Raw genomic sequence first — 15,335 nt, 5'->3', positions numbered from 1 at the left:
TGTGGGCCACACATGAACGCACTGCGCAAGATCATCCACGTCGACATGGACGCCTTCTACGCGTCGGTGGAGCAGCGCGACGATCCGTCACTGCGCGGCAAGCCGGTGGTCGTGGCATGGCGCGGCGCGCGTTCGGTGGTGTGTGCCGCCTCGTACGAGGCGCGCGTGTTCGGCGTGCGTTCGGCGATGCCGGCACTGCGCGCCGAGCGCCTGTGCCCGGATGCGATCTTCGTGCCGCCGGATTTCGCGCGTTACAAAGCCGTGTCACGCCAGGTGCGCGAGATCTTCCTGCGCCATACCGATCTGGTCGAACCGCTGTCCCTGGATGAGGCCTACCTGGACGTGACCGCGCCGAAGAGCGGCATCGAACTGGCCACCGAGATCGCCCGCACCATCCGCGCGCAGATCCGCGAAGAGACGAACCTGACTGCTTCAGCCGGCATCGCGCCGAACAAGTTCCTGGCCAAGATCGCCTCGGACTGGCGCAAGCCTGACGGCCAGTTCGTCATTCCGCCGCAGCGCGTGGACGCGTTCCTGCTGACCCTGCCGGTGAAGAGCGTGCCGGGCGTGGGCAAGGTGATGGAGGGCAAGCTGGCCGAGCGCGGCATCATCACCTGTGGTGATCTGCGCAACTGGACGCTGCCGGATCTGGAAGAAAACTTCGGCAGCTTCGGCCGCAGCCTGTACAACCGCGCCCGCGGCATCGATGAACGGCCGGTGGAACCGGACCAGCAGGTGCAGTCGATCTCCTCCGAGGACACCTTCGCCGAGGACCTGCTGCTGGAAGACCTGACTGAGGCGATCGTGCAGCTTGCCGAGAAGACCTGGCATGCCACGCGCAAGACCGAACGCATCGGCCACACCGTGGTGTTGAAGCTGAAGACCGCGCAGTTCCGCATCCTCACCCGCAGCTTCACCCCCGAACGCCCGCCGGAATCGATGGTCGAACTGCGCGACATCGCACTGGCCCTGCGCGCCCGCGTCGACCTGCCCGCCGACACCCGCTACCGCCTGGTCGGCGTCGGCCTCGGTGGTTTCCGCGAAAAGGAAGCGGTGGTGCAGGGCGAATTGTTCGAGCACTGATCATTGCCGTGCCGACCAACGGTCGGCACCCACCATCAGCAGCAGGTTCCATCAGCAGCAGGTTCCAACAGATCGCGGCCAACTGTCGAAGGCGGGGTGGGTCCGGTTGCGGGGGCGTGAGCGCCATGGATGGCGCGACCGAGCTTACAGGGACGTACTTGCAGCGTCCCCCGCAACCGGACCCACCCCGCCATCCCATGGATACCCAGCTGTTGACGTTGACGTTGATTCGGCAGGTGCAGGGCGCAGCCCTGCAAAAGACCCCCTACCTTACGGCCACCGCATCTCGCCCTTGGCCACCTTCGCACTCAACTGCAGCGACTCCACACCCGCCAGCGTCGGATAGCGCGCCTGCATCGCCCTCACCAACGCCGCACTGTCCTTGGCCTTGGCCGTTTCAACATCGAAGGCGCGGATGTAGTCCGCCGTGAAGCGCAACGCACTGGCATCCAGTGCCGCGCCCTCCGCGTAATGACCGGGCACCACCACCTTCGGCTTCAACGCCTGCAGCTGCTGCAGCGTGCGCAGCCAAACGGCATGCGACTGCGGCGTCTGCGTATCGGCCATCCACACATGCTCGCCGGCCACCACCGGAATGCCACCGACGATCGCGCGCAGCGACGGCACCCATAGCACGCTGCGGTCCGGCGTCGGGCCATCCAGGCCGATCAACGGCAGGCGCTGGCCTTCCAGCTGCAGTGCATCGCCTTCCAGTACGGCTGGCACCACGATGCGTGCGGGAACGTCGGCGCCCATCTTCGGCCCCCAGTACGCCAGCTTGCCGGCCTGGGATTCTCGGATGTGCGCCACGGTCTGCGCGGTGGCGACGATGCGCGCCTGCGGGAATGCGTCCTGCACGGTGGCCAGGCCGAAGTAGTAATCCGGGTCGCCATGGCTGATGTAGATGGTGGTCAGTTGCTTGCCGCTGGCGCGGATCTGCTCGACCAGCCGGCGCGCATCGCCGGCACCGAACTGCGCGTTGACCAGGATCGCATCGTTGCGCCCTTCGATCAGCACCGAGGACACCGAGAACATTGCCTGCGGGCCGGGATGGAAGGTCTGCAGGCGCAGCTCGGATTTCGCAGCGCTGGCAGATGCAGGGGCGGCCGGCGCGGCCAGCAGCGGGGTGCTGGCGAAGCCTGCAGCCAGCGCGAGGGGGAACAGCAGGGCAGCGGTTCGCATGGGGCATTCCTCGTGTAGAGCCGAGCCATGCTCGGCTGCATGTTTGCGTTGAGCCGAGCGTGGGCTATGCCGGGCGTCCTTGCCCGGCCCCCTGCGGGCCGTCGCAAGCGACGTTGGCAACGGCTCCTGCCGTTGCCTTCGGCTCTACAGAACAAGCGTGTCGATCAATATGCGGCCGTGATGATCTGCTTCGGGTACTTGCGCGCTTCCAGTTCGGCGACGAACGCGGCGCCGTAGTCGGCGTAGCTGATGCGGCTGTGGCCGCTGGCATCGGCGAGGAAGGCCTTCAGCTGCACGCGGTACTGGCCCCGCTCTTCACCCGGGCCGATTTCGGCGGCCGGCGAGAAGAAGGTCCAGTCCAGGTCATCCACCGCCTGCAGGCGGTTGAACGCCTCACGGTGGGCCAGTGCGTACGGCTTGTACGCCTCCGGGAAGTTGGGGGTATCGACCAGCTGCACGCCGGGTGCGACTTCCAGGCTGCCCGCACCACCGACCACCACCAGACGCGGCACGTTGGCCTTGCGGGCGGCATCGGCCAGCTGCGCGGCCACCTCGCCGACGCGACCGATGTCGTCGCCCGGACGCGGGCCATAGGCGCTGGCCAGCACATCGTGGCCGGTGATGGCGGCGACCAGGGCATCCTGGTCATCCAGCGAGGCGATGACCGGATGGGCGCCGGCCAGCTCGGCCGGCAGGTCCTGCGCGCTGCGCACGATGACGGTCAGTTGGTGGCCGTTGGCCAGCGCGTGGCGGGCGATCTGGCGGCCGATGTTGCCGGTGGCACCGACGAGGGCGATCTTCATGGCAGGACTCCGTGGGGTAGGGCGGGGGAATGAGGCCACTGTAGGCCGCTGCAGTCGCTCGAAAAACAGCGTATAACGCGCTTGTTTGTTGCATGGATCGAGCAGATGGACCGATTGACCGCCATGACCGTGTTCGTCGAAGTCGCCGAGCGCGGCAGCCTGACCGCCGCCGCCGAGGTGCTGGACATGTCGCGGGCGATGGTCAGCCGCTACCTGGCCGAAGTAGAAGGCTGGCTGGGTGCGCGGCTGCTGCACCGGACCACGCGGCGGGTGAGCCTGACCGGAGCCGGTGAAGCCGCGTTGGCGCGCTTCCGGCAGATGCTGGCGATCGGCGAGGAACTACAGGGCGAGCTGGCCAGCGACGATCCCGAGCCACACGGCACGCTGCGCATCACCGCCAGCGTGTCGTTCGGGCAGAGCCATCTGGCGCGCGCGGTGGCCGCGTTCGTGCAGCGCCATCCAGCCGCACGCATCGAACTGCTGCTGGTGGACCGCATGGTCAACCTGGTGGAGGAGCGCGTCGACCTGGCCGTGCGCATCGCGCGGCAGATCGATCCCAGCCTGATCGCCCGTCGGTTGGCGATCTGCCGCTCGGTGCTGTGCGCGACGCCCGCCTACCTGCAGGTACGTGGCACGCCGACCGCGCCCGAACACCTCGTCACGCACAACTGCCTGACCCATCACTACGTTGGCAAGAGCCTATGGCAGCTGCATCGCGCAGGGCGCTCGTTGTCGGTTGCGGTGGGCGGCAACATCAGTGCCAATGAAGCATCGCTGCTGCTGGAGGCCGTGCGCGCCAATGCCGGCATCGCCATGCTGCCGACCTACCAGGTGGCACCGCTGCTGCGCAGTGGCGAACTGATCGAACTGCTGCCCGAGTACAGCCTGGACGAGCTCGGCATTCATGCTGTGTACGCGTCGCGTCGACAACAGCCCGCTATCATGCGGCGATTCCTGGACTTCCTCGCCGAATGCTTCGCGAGCCCGGCCTTCCAGGATCTGGACTGGCGCCCCTCGGGCAAGGAGAACACATGAACCATGGACAGGCGTTGATCGACCACAACCGTGCGGCCTGGGACCGCCAGGCCAGCGAGGTGCGCGAGTGGTCGCGGCCGGTGGACGCCGCAACGATTGCCGACGCCCGCGAGGGGCGCTGGCAGGTGCACCTGACGCCGCGTGCGCTGCCGCTGGATTGGCTCGGCGATGTGCGGGGCAGGCGCATCCTGTGCCTGGCCTCGGCCGGGGGCCAGCAGGCGCCCGTGCTTGCTGCGGCAGGCGCCGAGGTGACCGTGTTCGATCTTTCCGACGGGCAGCTGGCGCAGGACCGCGCCGTGGCCGACCGCGATGGTCTGTCGCTGCGCACCGTGCAGGGTGACATGCGCGATCTGCAGGCCTTCGCCAATGGCAGCTTCGACGTGGTGTTCCATCCCATCTCGAACCTGTACGTGCCCGACGTGCGTCCGGTGTGGGCCGAGTGCCACCGGGTGCTGGCCCGCGATGGCCTGCTGATGGCCAGCTTCTACAATCCGGTGGTGTTCGTCGCTGCGCGTGACGCACAGTTGAGCGAGCAGGGCCTGATCCGCCCGCAGTACGCGATTCCCTATTCCGACCTGGAAGACCTGGAGCCAGCCGCGCGCGAGGCCAAGCTGGCCCGTGGCGAAGCGCTGACATTCGGCCACAGCCTGGCTGATCTGATCGCCGGGCAGCTGGATGCCGGGTTCGTCATTGATCGCTTCATGGAAGACTGGCAACCGCAGCCGCGCTTCGTGATCGACCGCTACCTGCCGACCTTCCTGGCCACCCGCGCACGCCGGATCGGCTGAAAGCGCGGGCGTACAATGGACGGCCCCACGTTGCACGAGTGAGCCGTCCCTTGTCGTATCCCTATCCGCTGGTCGTGTTCGACCTCGATGGCACGCTGGTCGACAGCGCTGCCGATATCGCCGAAGCACTGAACCGCACGCTGGAGGACATCGGCATCGCACGCGTAGCCGAAGCCACCGTTCTGGGTTGGATCGGCGACGGCGTGCGCCGGCTGGTCGAACAGGCCGTGCAGGCTGCCGGGCGCGAGATCGACCTGGCAGCGGTGATGCCGACCTTCATGGTCCACTACCGCGAATGCCTGCTGCGCAGCCCGCAGCTGTTCGATGGCGTCGTGGGCGCGCTGACGCAGTTGCGCGCGTTGAACGTACCACTGGCGATCTGCACCAACAAGCCCGAAGCCCTGGTGCCGCCTTTGCTGCAGCACCTGGGCATCGCCGAGGCCTTCGCGCTGGTGCTGGGCGGTGATTCCCTGCCGCAGCGCAAGCCCAGCGGTGAGCCGTTGCGGCATATCGCCGCACACTTTGAACTGCCCGTCGAGGCGTGCCTGATGGTTGGCGATTCGCTTACCGACTACCGCGCCGCTGAGGACGCCGGCATGCCGATCGCCCTGGTGCGTTATGGCTATCCGCGAGGTCTGGACCTGGACAACGCGCACGCCGTGGCAGTGATCGACGACCTGCGCGAGTTGCCAGGGTTGGCTGCAGGCATTCCGGTGTAGAGCCGAGCCGGCGCTCGGCTGCTTCGATGCCTGAGCCGAGCATGGGCCCGGCTCTGCACGTAGATCGACGCCATGCGTCAATGGCGTCAGGAGGCGCCGGGCAATGCCCGGCGCGTTTTTTCACTTCGGCTGGTAACGCACGCTCAGCTGGTACTCGCGGCCCGGCTGGTTGAACCACGCCACGGTCTCGTACGCGCGGTCGAACACATTGGCCACCCGCGCCAGCACCGACCATGCCGGGGTCAGCGCATATTCGGCGCGCAGATCCAGCGTGCCGTAGCCGCCGACCTTCACCGCATTGGCGGCATCGTCGTAGCGCTTGCCCGCGCCCTGCACAGTCAGACCGGTGCGGAAGTCGCCGAAGCGGCGGTCGATGTCCAGACGCGCAGTCTGCTGCGCGCGGCGTGCCAGCCAGTTGTCGAACTGCGCGCTGCCATTGGTGCGGTTGCGCGGGTCGGTGAAGCTCAGCTGCGCGTTGATGTCGAAGCCGGCCACGGTGGCGCCGCCGGTCAGTTCCGCACCGCGGATGCGTGCCTTCTCGACCTGCTGCATGCGGAAGGTGGCCGCGTCATAGGTGATCAGGTCATCGATGCGGGTCTCGTACACGTCCAGGCCCCAGCGCCAGCCCTGGCCCTGCTGCGAGATGCCGAGGTTGGCACTCTTGGACGTCTCCGGGTCCAGCGTCGGCACGCCGCTCCACGGGTCGTACAGGTCGCTGAAGGTCGGCGCCTTGAACGCGGTGCCGTAGCTGGCGTTGACACGCAGGCCGTGGCCCAGCTCCATCGCCCAGCCGAGGCTGCCGGTGGCGTGGTTGCCAAACTGCTGGTTGTCGTCATTGCGCGCGCTGGCCTGCAGCTGGTGACGGCCGAAGCGCGCCTGATACTGCAGGAACACGCCGGTATTGCGGCGGCTGTCGACCAGGTAACCGGCGCTGCTGCCGTCCAGGTTGTCCTCGCTCCAGTCCACGCCGGCGCTGAGCAGCTGGCCTTCGGCAACACCGATGTCAGCCTGCAGAGAGGCGCTGTCGCGGTGCGTCTGTGCACTGCCGCGTGCACCGAAGTCGCCGAAGTTGTCGGACTCGTTGTCGCTGCGGCCGACATTGGCGGTCAGCGTCAGCTGCTCGGACGGGGTGTAGCGCACCTTGCCGGCCAGCACCTGCTCGCGGGTCTCGGAGTAGTTGTAGTAGCCGTCGTAGTGGTTCTCGCCGTCGGCGCGCAGCGCGCTGCCTTCCACGGTCCACTGGTCGTTGAGGTTGTAACCACCACGCAGGCTCTTGGACAGGTTGCGATAGCCGTCGCGGTCGGGTTCATCGGCGAAGCAGCCGGCAGACAGCGTGGCCGAGCCGCGGCAGGCATCGATGCCGTCCGAATGCTGGTAGGCGATGTCGGCGCCGAACCAACCGCGTTCGGTGCCACCGCCGATGCCGCCGCTGGCCTCACGCAGGCCATTGCTGCCGCCCCCCAGCTGGAAGTGCGGAGCGAAGTCGCCCTGGTTGTGGCGGGTGAAGATCTGGATCACGCCGCCGATGGCATCGGCGCCGTACAGGCTGGACTGCGGGCCGCGCACGATTTCCACGCGCTCGATCTGCGCCAGCGGCAGATCCTGGTACATCGCCAGGCCGAGGTCGGCGCTGTTGATGCGCACGCCATCGACCAGCACCACCGTATGCGAGGAATTGGTGCCACGCAGGAACAGCGAGCTCTGCTTGCCCAGGCCACCGGCATTGGTCAGGTTGATGCCGGCGCGGCCCTGCAGCAGTTCCTGCAGGGAGGTGGCCTGGCTGGATTCGATCTGTGCACGGTCGATCACCTGTGCAGGCGCGATGCTGTCCTGCAGGGCGATCGGGGTGCGGGTGGCGGTGACCAGCACCTGATCGAGATCGGCAGCGCCATCTTCGGCCAGGGCCAACGCGGGAAGAGCGGCCAACACAGCCAGGGACAGCATTCGGGACTGCAGTTTCATCGGGGGGACTCCAGGTGCCGCGCACGCCCGCGCAGCGAAGGGGAGGAGTCGCAACAGGCAGGCACGCGCCGATGCCGCGGCCATCGCCACAGACATCCAGCGCCATGCCCACCGCATCGCGACCTGAGGCTTCCGGGCCGGTCTCCGGGCTCGCCGCCGGGTGGCTCGAGGCCACCGTCCAAGCGCCTTCCCATGCCTGCGGCACAGTGGCGGGATGCCTGGAACTGACGTGCTTACCGTTGCGGGGGCAGCGCCGGCATGGCGTGTTGTCACGCGTCACCGGCTTCCCGTTTCAACCTGCCGGCAGGGCCGCAGGTCACCTGGAAGTGCGCGCAGTCTACGGCATCGCGGCCGGCCCGTAGCGGGGAACCTGCGCGATTGATCCGGCGCGGATGCACCCGGACGGTGCAGTGGGCCTGCGCCAGCGCCTAGAATGCAGCTCGAATTATCGTGGTGCCGTTGCCGATGTCCGTCAGTTTCCCGCTGTTCCCGCGCCGCCCGTACTGGGCACGCGCATGATCCTCGACCTGGTCCGCCATGCCGGCAACGGTCGTGATGAGTTCCTCGATGGCCGCAGCGATCCGCCGCAGCTGGCCCGCCTGCCGCAGGAGCTGGTCGATGCCTATGCCGGGCAATCGTGGGAACGGGTGATCAGTTCGCCGCGCCTGCGCTCGCTGCATACGGCGATGGCACTGGCCACACCACGCGCGCTGGACGTGGAGGCCGACGAGGAGTGGGAAGAGCTGGATTTCGGCGACTGGGATGGCCAATCGCTGTTCGATCTGCCGGAAGACGCGTTGGCCGCCTTCCACGCGGATCCGCATGCGTTTCCGCCGCCGCATGGCGAGAGCTGGGGCCACTTCGAACGGCGCATCGCGCGCGCGCTGGATCGGCTGCTGGACGACGACGACGCGCCGCCGACGGTAGTGGTCAGCCACGGCGGTCCGCTGCGCATGGTGCTGTCGCAGGTGTGTGGCTTGCCGATGTCGCTGTGCTGGGCGCTGCGCATCGACCACGGCACGCGCCTGCGCGTGCGGGTCGAGCGTGGTGAAACCGGGCTGGTGGGCGAGCTGCTGGAGCTGCAGCAGCCCTGAGCGCATTCGCCGGGCATGGCCCGGCGCTACCGATCAATCCTCGCCGGCGCTTTCGGCCGTGCTTTCTTCGCCGTCGTCCTCGGCGTCGAAGCGCTGCTCATGCACCGGGCCCGATGCCGGACCTGCCGCCTTCAGCGGATGCACGGCGATACGTGCTTCGTAGTCCTGCACCAGTGCAGTGCGCTGCGGTTCGCTCAGTTCCTGCCAATGGCAGTCCAGCAGCGCACCTTCCAGCGAATACAGCAGGTTGAGGCTGGGTTTGAAGCCGGCGCGCTTGACCTTGACGAAGGCGCCGACGGCACCGAGGGCAACCAGGTCCTCACGGCTGCGCAGGCCCACCTGGCGCAGCCATGCCGCGCTCTTCGGGCCGATGTTGCGCAGCTTGACCGCGCTCACGGCAACGCCCCGACGAACACGCGGGCGATGGCTTCCAGACCGGCCTGGTCCTCAGCATCGAAGCGGCCGACAACCGGGCTGTCGATATCGAACACACCGATCAGTTGATCATCCCGGATCAATGGAACCACCAGCTCCGAGCGCGATGCTGCATCGCAGGCGATATGGCCGGGGAAGGCCTCCACGTCCTCGATGCGCTGGGTCACGCGCTGGCTGGCGGCCGCACCGCACACGCCCTTGTCCAGCGGAATGCGCACGCAGGCCGGCAGGCCCTGGAACGGACCGACCACCAGTTCCTTGCCGTCGTACAGGTAAAAGCCCACCCAGTTCAGGTCGGGCAGGGCGTGGTAGACCAGCGCAGCGAGGTTGGCCGCATTGGCGATGCGGTCGGACTCGCCGTAGACCAGGCCACGGGCCTGTTCCAGCAGCTGGGCGTATTGTTCCGGCTTGCTGCCGGTGAGCGAGGCGTTGGTGAACATGGCCGCAGTCTAGCAAGCGTGCCGGGCCAGCGATAATGCAGCCCCTGTTGCCCCGCTGGAGCCTGTAATGTCCCTGCCTGCCACGTTGCCGACGGCGCTGTTCGTTACCGGCACCGATACCGAGATCGGCAAGACCGCCGCCAGTACCGCACTGCTGCACGCGCTGCGCCGGCGCGGCCTGCGCGCGGTGGGCATGAAACCGGTGGCCAGCGGCAGCCATGATCTGGGGCAGGGGCTGCGCAACGACGACGCGCTGGCACTGCAGGCCGCCAGCCTGCCGGTGCCGGACTACGCCGATCTGAACCCCTACGCATTGCGCCAGCCGCTGGCGCCGGAGCTGGCAGCTGCAGAAGATGGCGTGCGCATTGAACTGGCACCGATCGTGGCGGCCTTCGAACGCCTGCGCGCGCAGGCCGACGTGGTGGTAGTGGAAGGCGTGGGCGGCTGGATGGCACCGCTGTCGGCGCAGCTGGACCAGCTTGATCTGGTGCGAGCGCTGCGGCTGCCGGTGGTGCTGGTGGTCGGCATGCGCCTGGGGTGCGTCAACCATGCGCGGTTGACCGCGCAATCGCTGCAGGCCAGTGATGTGGACTGCCTGGGCTGGATCGGCAACCACATCGATCCTTCGATGCAGCGCCAGGATGAGAACTTTGCGACCTTGCAGCAGCGTCTGCCGATGCCTTGCTGGGGACGGCTGCCGCATCTGGCCCGTGCCGATGGCAAAGCATTGAGCACGCATCTGCTCGATTGATCTGCTCCGTGTAGAGCCGAGCCCATGCTCGGCTCAGCGCGCGGCTGCGGCGAAAAGCAGCCGAGCGCAGGCTCGGCTCTACAGAAGCTTGCGTGCCATCAGCCTGGAGACGGCTGCCGCATCTGCTCGATTGATCTGCTCCGTGTAGAGCCGAGCCCATGCTCGGCTCAGTGTGGGGCAACGGCGAAAAGCAGCCGAGCGCAGGCTCGGCTCTACAGAAGCCGGTGTGCCGCCAGCTCCCGCGCAATCGCACCCAACCGTTCCACCGCACCGATGAAGCGCGCGTCCAGGGTCTGGCAACACGACAACCGCAGGCAATGCCGGTATCGCGCGCCACGCGAATACACCTGGCCCGGCATGAACACGATGTCCTCTGCCAGTGCGCGCTCGAACAATTCCCGGGTATCCACGCCCGGCACTTCCAGCCATAGCAGGAACCCTCCCTGCGGTTCGGTGGCGCGGGTGCCGGCCGGGAAGTGTTCGGCCACCAGTTGCCGTAGGCGACCGACCTGCTCGCGGTACAACCGGCGCATGCGATGCAGGTGGTGCTCGTAACTGCCTGCTTCCAGGTAGGCCGCCACTGCATCGCCGAGCAGCTGCGGTTCGCCGCCGGTGGACTGGAATTTGAGCAGCGCGATGCGTTCGGCGAAGCGTCCGCCATCGAGCCAGCCGATCCGGTAGTCCGGTGCCAGCGTCTTCGAAAAGCCACCGACCACCATCACCCAGCCATCGCGGTCGAAGGCCTTCAACAAGGGGGCCGGTGGTTCGCAGAACTGCAGTTCGGCATACACCGCGTCTTCGATCAGCGGTAGCTGGCGTGCGTTGACCAGTTCGGCCAGGCGTTGCTTGTCAGCGATGGGCATCGTGCAGCCCAGCGGGTTGTGCACGGTTGGCATCACCACCAGCGCCGCGAGCGGTGTGTGCTCCAGCAGTGCTTCCAGTGCATCCACGTCCAGCCCATGCTGCGGATGGGTGGGCAGTTCGATCGGCTGCAGGCCGAGCGTGGTCAGCAAGGGGTACAGATTGAAGTACGAGGGTGCCTCGATGCCGACAGCATCACCGGCCTGGGTCACCGCACGCAGGGCCAGCTGCAGTGCCTCCATCGCGCCATGGGTCAGCAGCAGGCGCTCGGCGTGGGTATGCAGGCCCAGCCGTGGGCCACGCCGCACGATCTGCGCCAGCAGGCGCTGCGACCCGTTGGGGCGGGCGTAGGTTTCCACAGTCTGCTGGCCATGGCGCAGTACCTGCGCGGTGTGCCGGGCCAGTTGTGCGCCCGGGTAGAACTGCCGTCCGCGCGGGCCGGCAAAAGCGAGGTCGACCACGCCTGGGCGTCGCTGTGCTTCCAGCACGCGCGCCATCAGCACCTGCTGCAGCGGTGCAGTGGGTGCTGACGGCGTATCGCGCAGCGATCGCTGCGGTGCCGACAGTCGCGGCGCGACTTCGAAGCCAGCCTTCGGCCGCGGAATGACCAATCCTGCGTCTTCCAGCTGGCGATAGGCTGCAATCACGGTGTTCAGGCTGAGCTGGCGCTGCGAAGCCATCTGCCGCAGCGAGGGCAACCGGCTGCCGACCGGCAGGCGCCCGCCATGGATCGCCTCGGCCAGCTCGTCCGACAGCCGCTGGTAGCGGGGTGGGATCATTGTGGTGGTGTCTTCTGTATCCATCGACTCGACCCGCATCTGGTTCTGTACCCATGATGCCGGCGAGCCTAGCATGTCGTTGTCGGCCGGGCCTGATCGGGGCCCGGTCGATACTTTCCAAGCGCACGGCTGAATGGCCGTGCGTTTTTTTTCTTGTGTGTAGAGCCGAGCCCATGCTCGGCTGCTCTTCGGCCAACAGCAGCCGAGCATGGGCTCGGCTCTACAGAAGAGCGGTGTCAGCGCATGGGGACCAGCGCCGGATCGCGGCGGTACAACGCTGGGAACTGCTTGCCCAACGCGGCCAGCTTGGGGGCGTCGTAGTAGCGGATGTACGCGGCCTGCGGGTAGTTGCTCATGTAGTTCTGGTGGTAGCTCTCGGCCGGGTAGAAGCGTTGGCCACTACCCACCTGGGTAACGATTGGCGCGCGGTAGCTGCCTGCCTGGCCAAGCTGGCCGATGTAGGCGCGGCTTGCTGCCTGCTGGCGCGGATCATCGACGAAGATCGCCGAGCGGTACTGGCTGCCGTGGTCAGGCCCTTGGCGATTGAGCTGGGTCGGGTCGTGCACCACTGAGAAGAACACCTGCATCAGCTGTCCATAGCTGACCTGGCGCGGATCGTAGTCCACCTTCACCGCTTCGGCGTGGCCGGTGCGGCCCCCGCTGACGCGTTCATAGCGGGCATCGCTGGCACTGCCTCCGATGTAACCGGACACCGCGTTGCTCACCCCTTTCACGTGCTGGAACACGCCCTGCACGCCCCAGAAACAGCCACCGGCGAAGACCACGCTGGCGTGGCTGGCGTCATCGCGGAACGCCGCGTCGCCGCTGGGTACAGGCAGCGCCTGCAGCTGCGCCGTGGGCTCGGTCGGCGCGGCGATCGCGCTGTGGTCCACCAGCAGTACGCCAGCGATCAACGCGGTGGCAACCAGGCCGGCGACGCCGGCGGCAATACCCTGTTCGAAGGAGAGTTTCATCAGGTGCTCCCGGTTCAACCGAAGGTGAAGGCGTAGGCCTGCACGCCTGCGTCGAGGAATTCGATCTCGAAGCGATGTGGACCGACCGTGCCGCGCTGGCGGATCAGCTGGTACAGGCGGTGTTCGTTGACGGTGCCGGTGCCATCGGCAGCCACGTCGGCGCCGGCATCGGCCGCCGGCAGTGGCTTGCCATCAAGCAGCACGCGGAAGCGCACCGGTTTTCCCTCCTCGCCGGGTGCCAGCACCAAGTGCAGGTCGCGGGCATGGAACTGGAAGGCGATGCGCCCACCGGCCTGCTGCAGCTGTGCCGCTTCATCGTTGACCCGCCACTGTCCGGACAGGCCCCATTGGTTCAGCGCGAGGGTGGACGGCAGCGTGTAGCCGGATACTGCGTCGGCGCGCTGCCCGCCCGGCGAGGCGAACTGCTCGGCACGTGCGTGGCCCAGGTAGGTTTCCGGCGAGCGCAGGTTGCCCATGTCGGCCTGCGTGGCTACGCCCTGCAGGTCGGCCGCAGCGGGGTCTGCAGGCGGTGGCAGGTCGGTCTGGCCGGCTTCCACCAGCAGGCGTCGGATGACCTGCTCGGAGTGCGCGTAGTTGCCCTCGCCGAACTGGTGGCCGCGGATGTTGCCCTGCGCATCGATGAAGTAGTGCGCTGGCCAATAGCGGTTGTTGAACGCGCGCCAGATCGCATACTGATTGTCGAGCGCGACCGGGTACTCGACCTTCAGCTGCTGCACGGCCTTCATCACATTGCGCGGGTCGCGCTCGAACGCGAACTCCGGCGTATGCACGCCCACCACCACCAAACCATGGTCACGGTAGCGCTGCGCCCACTCGTGCACGAACGGCATCGCACGTAGGCAGTTGATGCAGGAGTAGGTCCAGAAATCGATCAGCACCACCTTGCCACGCAGCTGCTCGGCACTCAGCGGCGGGCTGTTGAGCCAGCCGGTGGCGCCGTCCAGCGCGGGCAGGGTGCCCTCCACCGGCAGCGGTGTGTCTGCCTGGCCGGCCGCCATCATCATCATCGGCGGTGCGGCGGGCTGCGCATTGGGCACGGCATCCAGCAGGCCCTGTTCGATGCGTGCGGTACTGACCGCGGACAGACGGGTCAGCAGGCCGGTGTCCCAGCCCAGCCCGATCGCCACCACCGCCAGCAACGCGGCCACGCCCAACACGCGGCGCACCACATTGCCCAGGCCGAGCCGGGCCTGCAGTGCGCGGAACACGCGGCCGCCGACCCACACAGCCAGCGCCAGTGCAGTGACAGCGCCCAGTGCGTAAGCCAGCAACAGTGAACTGGTGCCGACACTGGCACCGTTCAGGGCGGCACCGGTCAGCACCAGGCCCAGAATCGGACCGGCGCAGGGTGCCCACAGCAGGCCCGTGGCGATGCCGATCAGCAGGGAGGTCCAGGCACCGCCGCGGCCGGCCGCATCAGCAGCGTCAGCACGCGCACTCAGGCGCGCACCGATGCGCTGGAACGGCGCCAGCAGATGGTCGGCCAGGGTCGGCCACAACAGCGCGATGGCGAACACAGCCATCAGCACCAGCGCCACCCAGCGGCCGATCTGGTTGGCCTGTGCCACCCACTGGCTGCCGACCGCCGCCAGGCTGGCGACCACGGTGAAGGTCAGCGCCATACCCAGCAGCAGTGGCAGGGTGCTGCGCAGGAACGGACGATCAGCGCGTGCGAACACGAACGGCAGCACCGGCAGGATGCACGGGCTGAGCAGGGTCAGCACGCCCCCGAGATAGGCAAGCAGCAACAGCAGCATCATCACGCTCCCGAAGTGGGGGAAGAACCCAGCGGCACACGCCAGTCGCCAGCGGCGTCCTGCTGTGCAGCCCCGGGCGTGAACACCATCGCGGCGCCGTTCATGCAGTAGCGCAGTCCGGTCGGGCGCGGGCCGTCGTTGAACACGTGGCCGAGATGGCCGCCACAACGGCGGCAATGTGCCTCCACCCGCAACATGCCGAAGGTGGTGTCGCGATCCTCGCCAATGGCGTTGTGCAGCGGTGCCCAGAAGCTGGGCCAGCCGGTGTGGCTCTCGAACTTGGTGGATGACGAGAACAGTGGCAACGCGCAGCCGGCGCAGGCGAACGTACCCTGCCGGTGTTCCTTGTTCAGCGGGCTGCTCCCGGGGCGTTCGGTAGCCTGCTGGCGCAGCACGGCGTACTGCGCCGGGCTCAGCAACCGGCGCCACTCGGCATCGCTGCGGGTCACCTCGAACGGTCGCGAAGGCCGTGCCTCGGCAGCGGCGGGGGTAGCACGGCTGCACGCGCCAAGTCCCAGCAGGCCGGCGGCAGTGACAGCACCGCCCAGGCCCAGCAGGTGGCGGCGGGTGAGGGACATGGCGGACTCCGGGAAGGGGCGACGGGGCCATCCTGCGCCCCCTCCGGTCAACGAATCCTCACGCAGGATTCAA

15 protein-coding genes and 1 riboswitch are annotated in these 15,335 nt (G+C 67.6%); of the genes, 6 read left to right on the top strand and 9 right to left on the bottom strand.

Translation table 11 applies throughout. The features are described from left to right. Positions 1-12 precede the first annotated feature (12 nt). Positions 13-1,083, top strand: coding sequence for a DNA polymerase IV (gene dinB / locus HUT07_RS17080; RefSeq protein WP_176021910.1), 1,071 nt, complete (start codon positions 13-15; stop codon positions 1,081-1,083). Positions 1,084-1,353: 270 nt separating this feature from the next. Here dinB and HUT07_RS17075 read toward each other — a convergent pair whose 3' ends face one another. After that, entirely contained in the window at positions 1,354-2,265 is a 912-nt protein-coding gene (locus HUT07_RS17075; protein WP_176021909.1) for an MBL fold metallo-hydrolase, read from the bottom strand. 164 nt (positions 2,266-2,429) lie between these two features. Beyond that, entirely contained in the window at positions 2,430-3,068 is a 639-nt protein-coding gene (locus HUT07_RS17070; RefSeq protein ID WP_176021908.1) for an NAD(P)H-binding protein, read from the bottom strand. 105 nt (positions 3,069-3,173) lie between these two features. Between HUT07_RS17070 and HUT07_RS17065 the strand changes: the two genes are divergently transcribed. The 3 genes from HUT07_RS17065 to gph are packed head-to-tail and all read left to right on the top strand — an operon-like array spanning position 3,174 to position 5,610. Beyond that, complete coding sequence (locus HUT07_RS17065) at positions 3,174-4,103, top strand: LysR family transcriptional regulator (protein ID WP_176021907.1); 930 nt, start codon at positions 3,174-3,176, stop codon at positions 4,101-4,103. After that, positions 4,100-4,891 carry a class I SAM-dependent methyltransferase gene (locus HUT07_RS17060; RefSeq protein ID WP_176021906.1) on the top strand — a complete coding sequence of 264 codons (792 nt, stop codon included), beginning with the start codon at positions 4,100-4,102 and terminating at the stop codon, positions 4,889-4,891. The genes HUT07_RS17065 and HUT07_RS17060 overlap by 4 nt, the downstream gene beginning before the upstream one ends. 50 nt (positions 4,892-4,941) lie before the next feature. Further along, positions 4,942-5,610 (top strand): phosphoglycolate phosphatase, encoded by a 669-nt coding sequence (gene gph, locus HUT07_RS17055; RefSeq protein WP_176022572.1) that lies wholly within the window; start codon positions 4,942-4,944, stop codon positions 5,608-5,610. Positions 5,611-5,730: 120 nt separating this feature from the next. On the opposite strand, the gene btuB is transcribed toward gph, so the two are convergent. Further along, positions 5,731-7,572, bottom strand: coding sequence for a TonB-dependent vitamin B12 receptor (gene btuB, locus HUT07_RS17050; protein WP_176021905.1), 1,842 nt, complete (start codon positions 7,570-7,572; stop codon positions 5,731-5,733). Positions 7,573-7,689: 117 nt separating this feature from the next. After that, a riboswitch (cobalamin riboswitch) is annotated at positions 7,690-7,911 on the bottom strand. 176 nt (positions 7,912-8,087) lie between these two features. Between btuB and HUT07_RS17045 the strand changes: the two genes are divergently transcribed. Continuing rightward, positions 8,088-8,666, top strand: a complete 579-nt coding sequence (locus HUT07_RS17045) for a histidine phosphatase family protein (protein WP_176021904.1) — start codon at positions 8,088-8,090, stop codon at positions 8,664-8,666. 33 nt (positions 8,667-8,699) lie between these two features. On the opposite strand, the gene HUT07_RS17040 is transcribed toward HUT07_RS17045, so the two are convergent. Both HUT07_RS17040 and HUT07_RS17035 read right to left on the bottom strand, forming a co-directional pair. Beyond that, the gene (locus HUT07_RS17040) at positions 8,700-9,062 is read right to left on the bottom strand and encodes a TfoX/Sxy family protein (RefSeq protein WP_176021903.1); all 363 of its coding nucleotides are present in this window, start codon (positions 9,060-9,062) and stop codon (positions 8,700-8,702) included. Then, positions 9,059-9,541: a GAF domain-containing protein gene (locus HUT07_RS17035; RefSeq protein ID WP_176021902.1), complete on the bottom strand. Its 483-nt coding sequence runs from the start codon at positions 9,539-9,541 to the stop codon at positions 9,059-9,061. Before HUT07_RS17035 ends, HUT07_RS17040 begins: the two co-directional genes overlap by 4 nt. 67 nt (positions 9,542-9,608) lie before the next feature. Here HUT07_RS17035 and bioD point away from each other — a divergent pair, with 67 nt between their 5' ends. Continuing rightward, positions 9,609-10,292 carry a dethiobiotin synthase gene (gene bioD, locus HUT07_RS17030; protein ID WP_176021901.1) on the top strand — a complete coding sequence of 228 codons (684 nt, stop codon included), beginning with the start codon at positions 9,609-9,611 and terminating at the stop codon, positions 10,290-10,292. Between the two features lie 212 nt (positions 10,293-10,504). Here the strand turns inward: bioD and HUT07_RS17025 are convergent, their stop codons facing one another. The 4 genes from HUT07_RS17025 to msrB form a co-directional block, all read right to left on the bottom strand. Next, positions 10,505-11,956 (bottom strand): PLP-dependent aminotransferase family protein, encoded by a 1,452-nt coding sequence (locus HUT07_RS17025; RefSeq protein WP_176021900.1) that lies wholly within the window; start codon positions 11,954-11,956, stop codon positions 10,505-10,507. A 212-nt stretch (positions 11,957-12,168) separates the two neighbouring features. Next, positions 12,169-12,906, bottom strand: coding sequence for a peptide-methionine (S)-S-oxide reductase MsrA (gene msrA, locus HUT07_RS17020; RefSeq protein WP_176021899.1), 738 nt, complete (start codon positions 12,904-12,906; stop codon positions 12,169-12,171). Positions 12,907-12,920: 14 nt separating this feature from the next. Beyond that, on the bottom strand, positions 12,921-14,684 hold the full coding sequence (locus HUT07_RS17015) for a cytochrome c biogenesis protein DipZ (RefSeq protein WP_176021898.1): 1,764 nt from the start codon (positions 14,682-14,684) through the stop codon (positions 12,921-12,923). Between the two features lie 2 nt (positions 14,685-14,686). Continuing rightward, complete coding sequence (gene msrB / locus HUT07_RS17010; protein ID WP_176021897.1) at positions 14,687-15,262, bottom strand: peptide-methionine (R)-S-oxide reductase MsrB; 576 nt, start codon at positions 15,260-15,262, stop codon at positions 14,687-14,689. Between the last annotated feature and the right edge of the window lie 73 nt (positions 15,263-15,335).

Origin of the sequence: Stenotrophomonas sp. NA06056 (assembly GCF_013364355.1) — a bacterium.
Lineage (GTDB): Bacteria > Pseudomonadota > Gammaproteobacteria > Xanthomonadales > Xanthomonadaceae > Stenotrophomonas.
The sequence above is the reverse complement of the archived record's forward strand: the minus strand, read 5'-3'. Positions and strand labels throughout refer to the sequence as shown.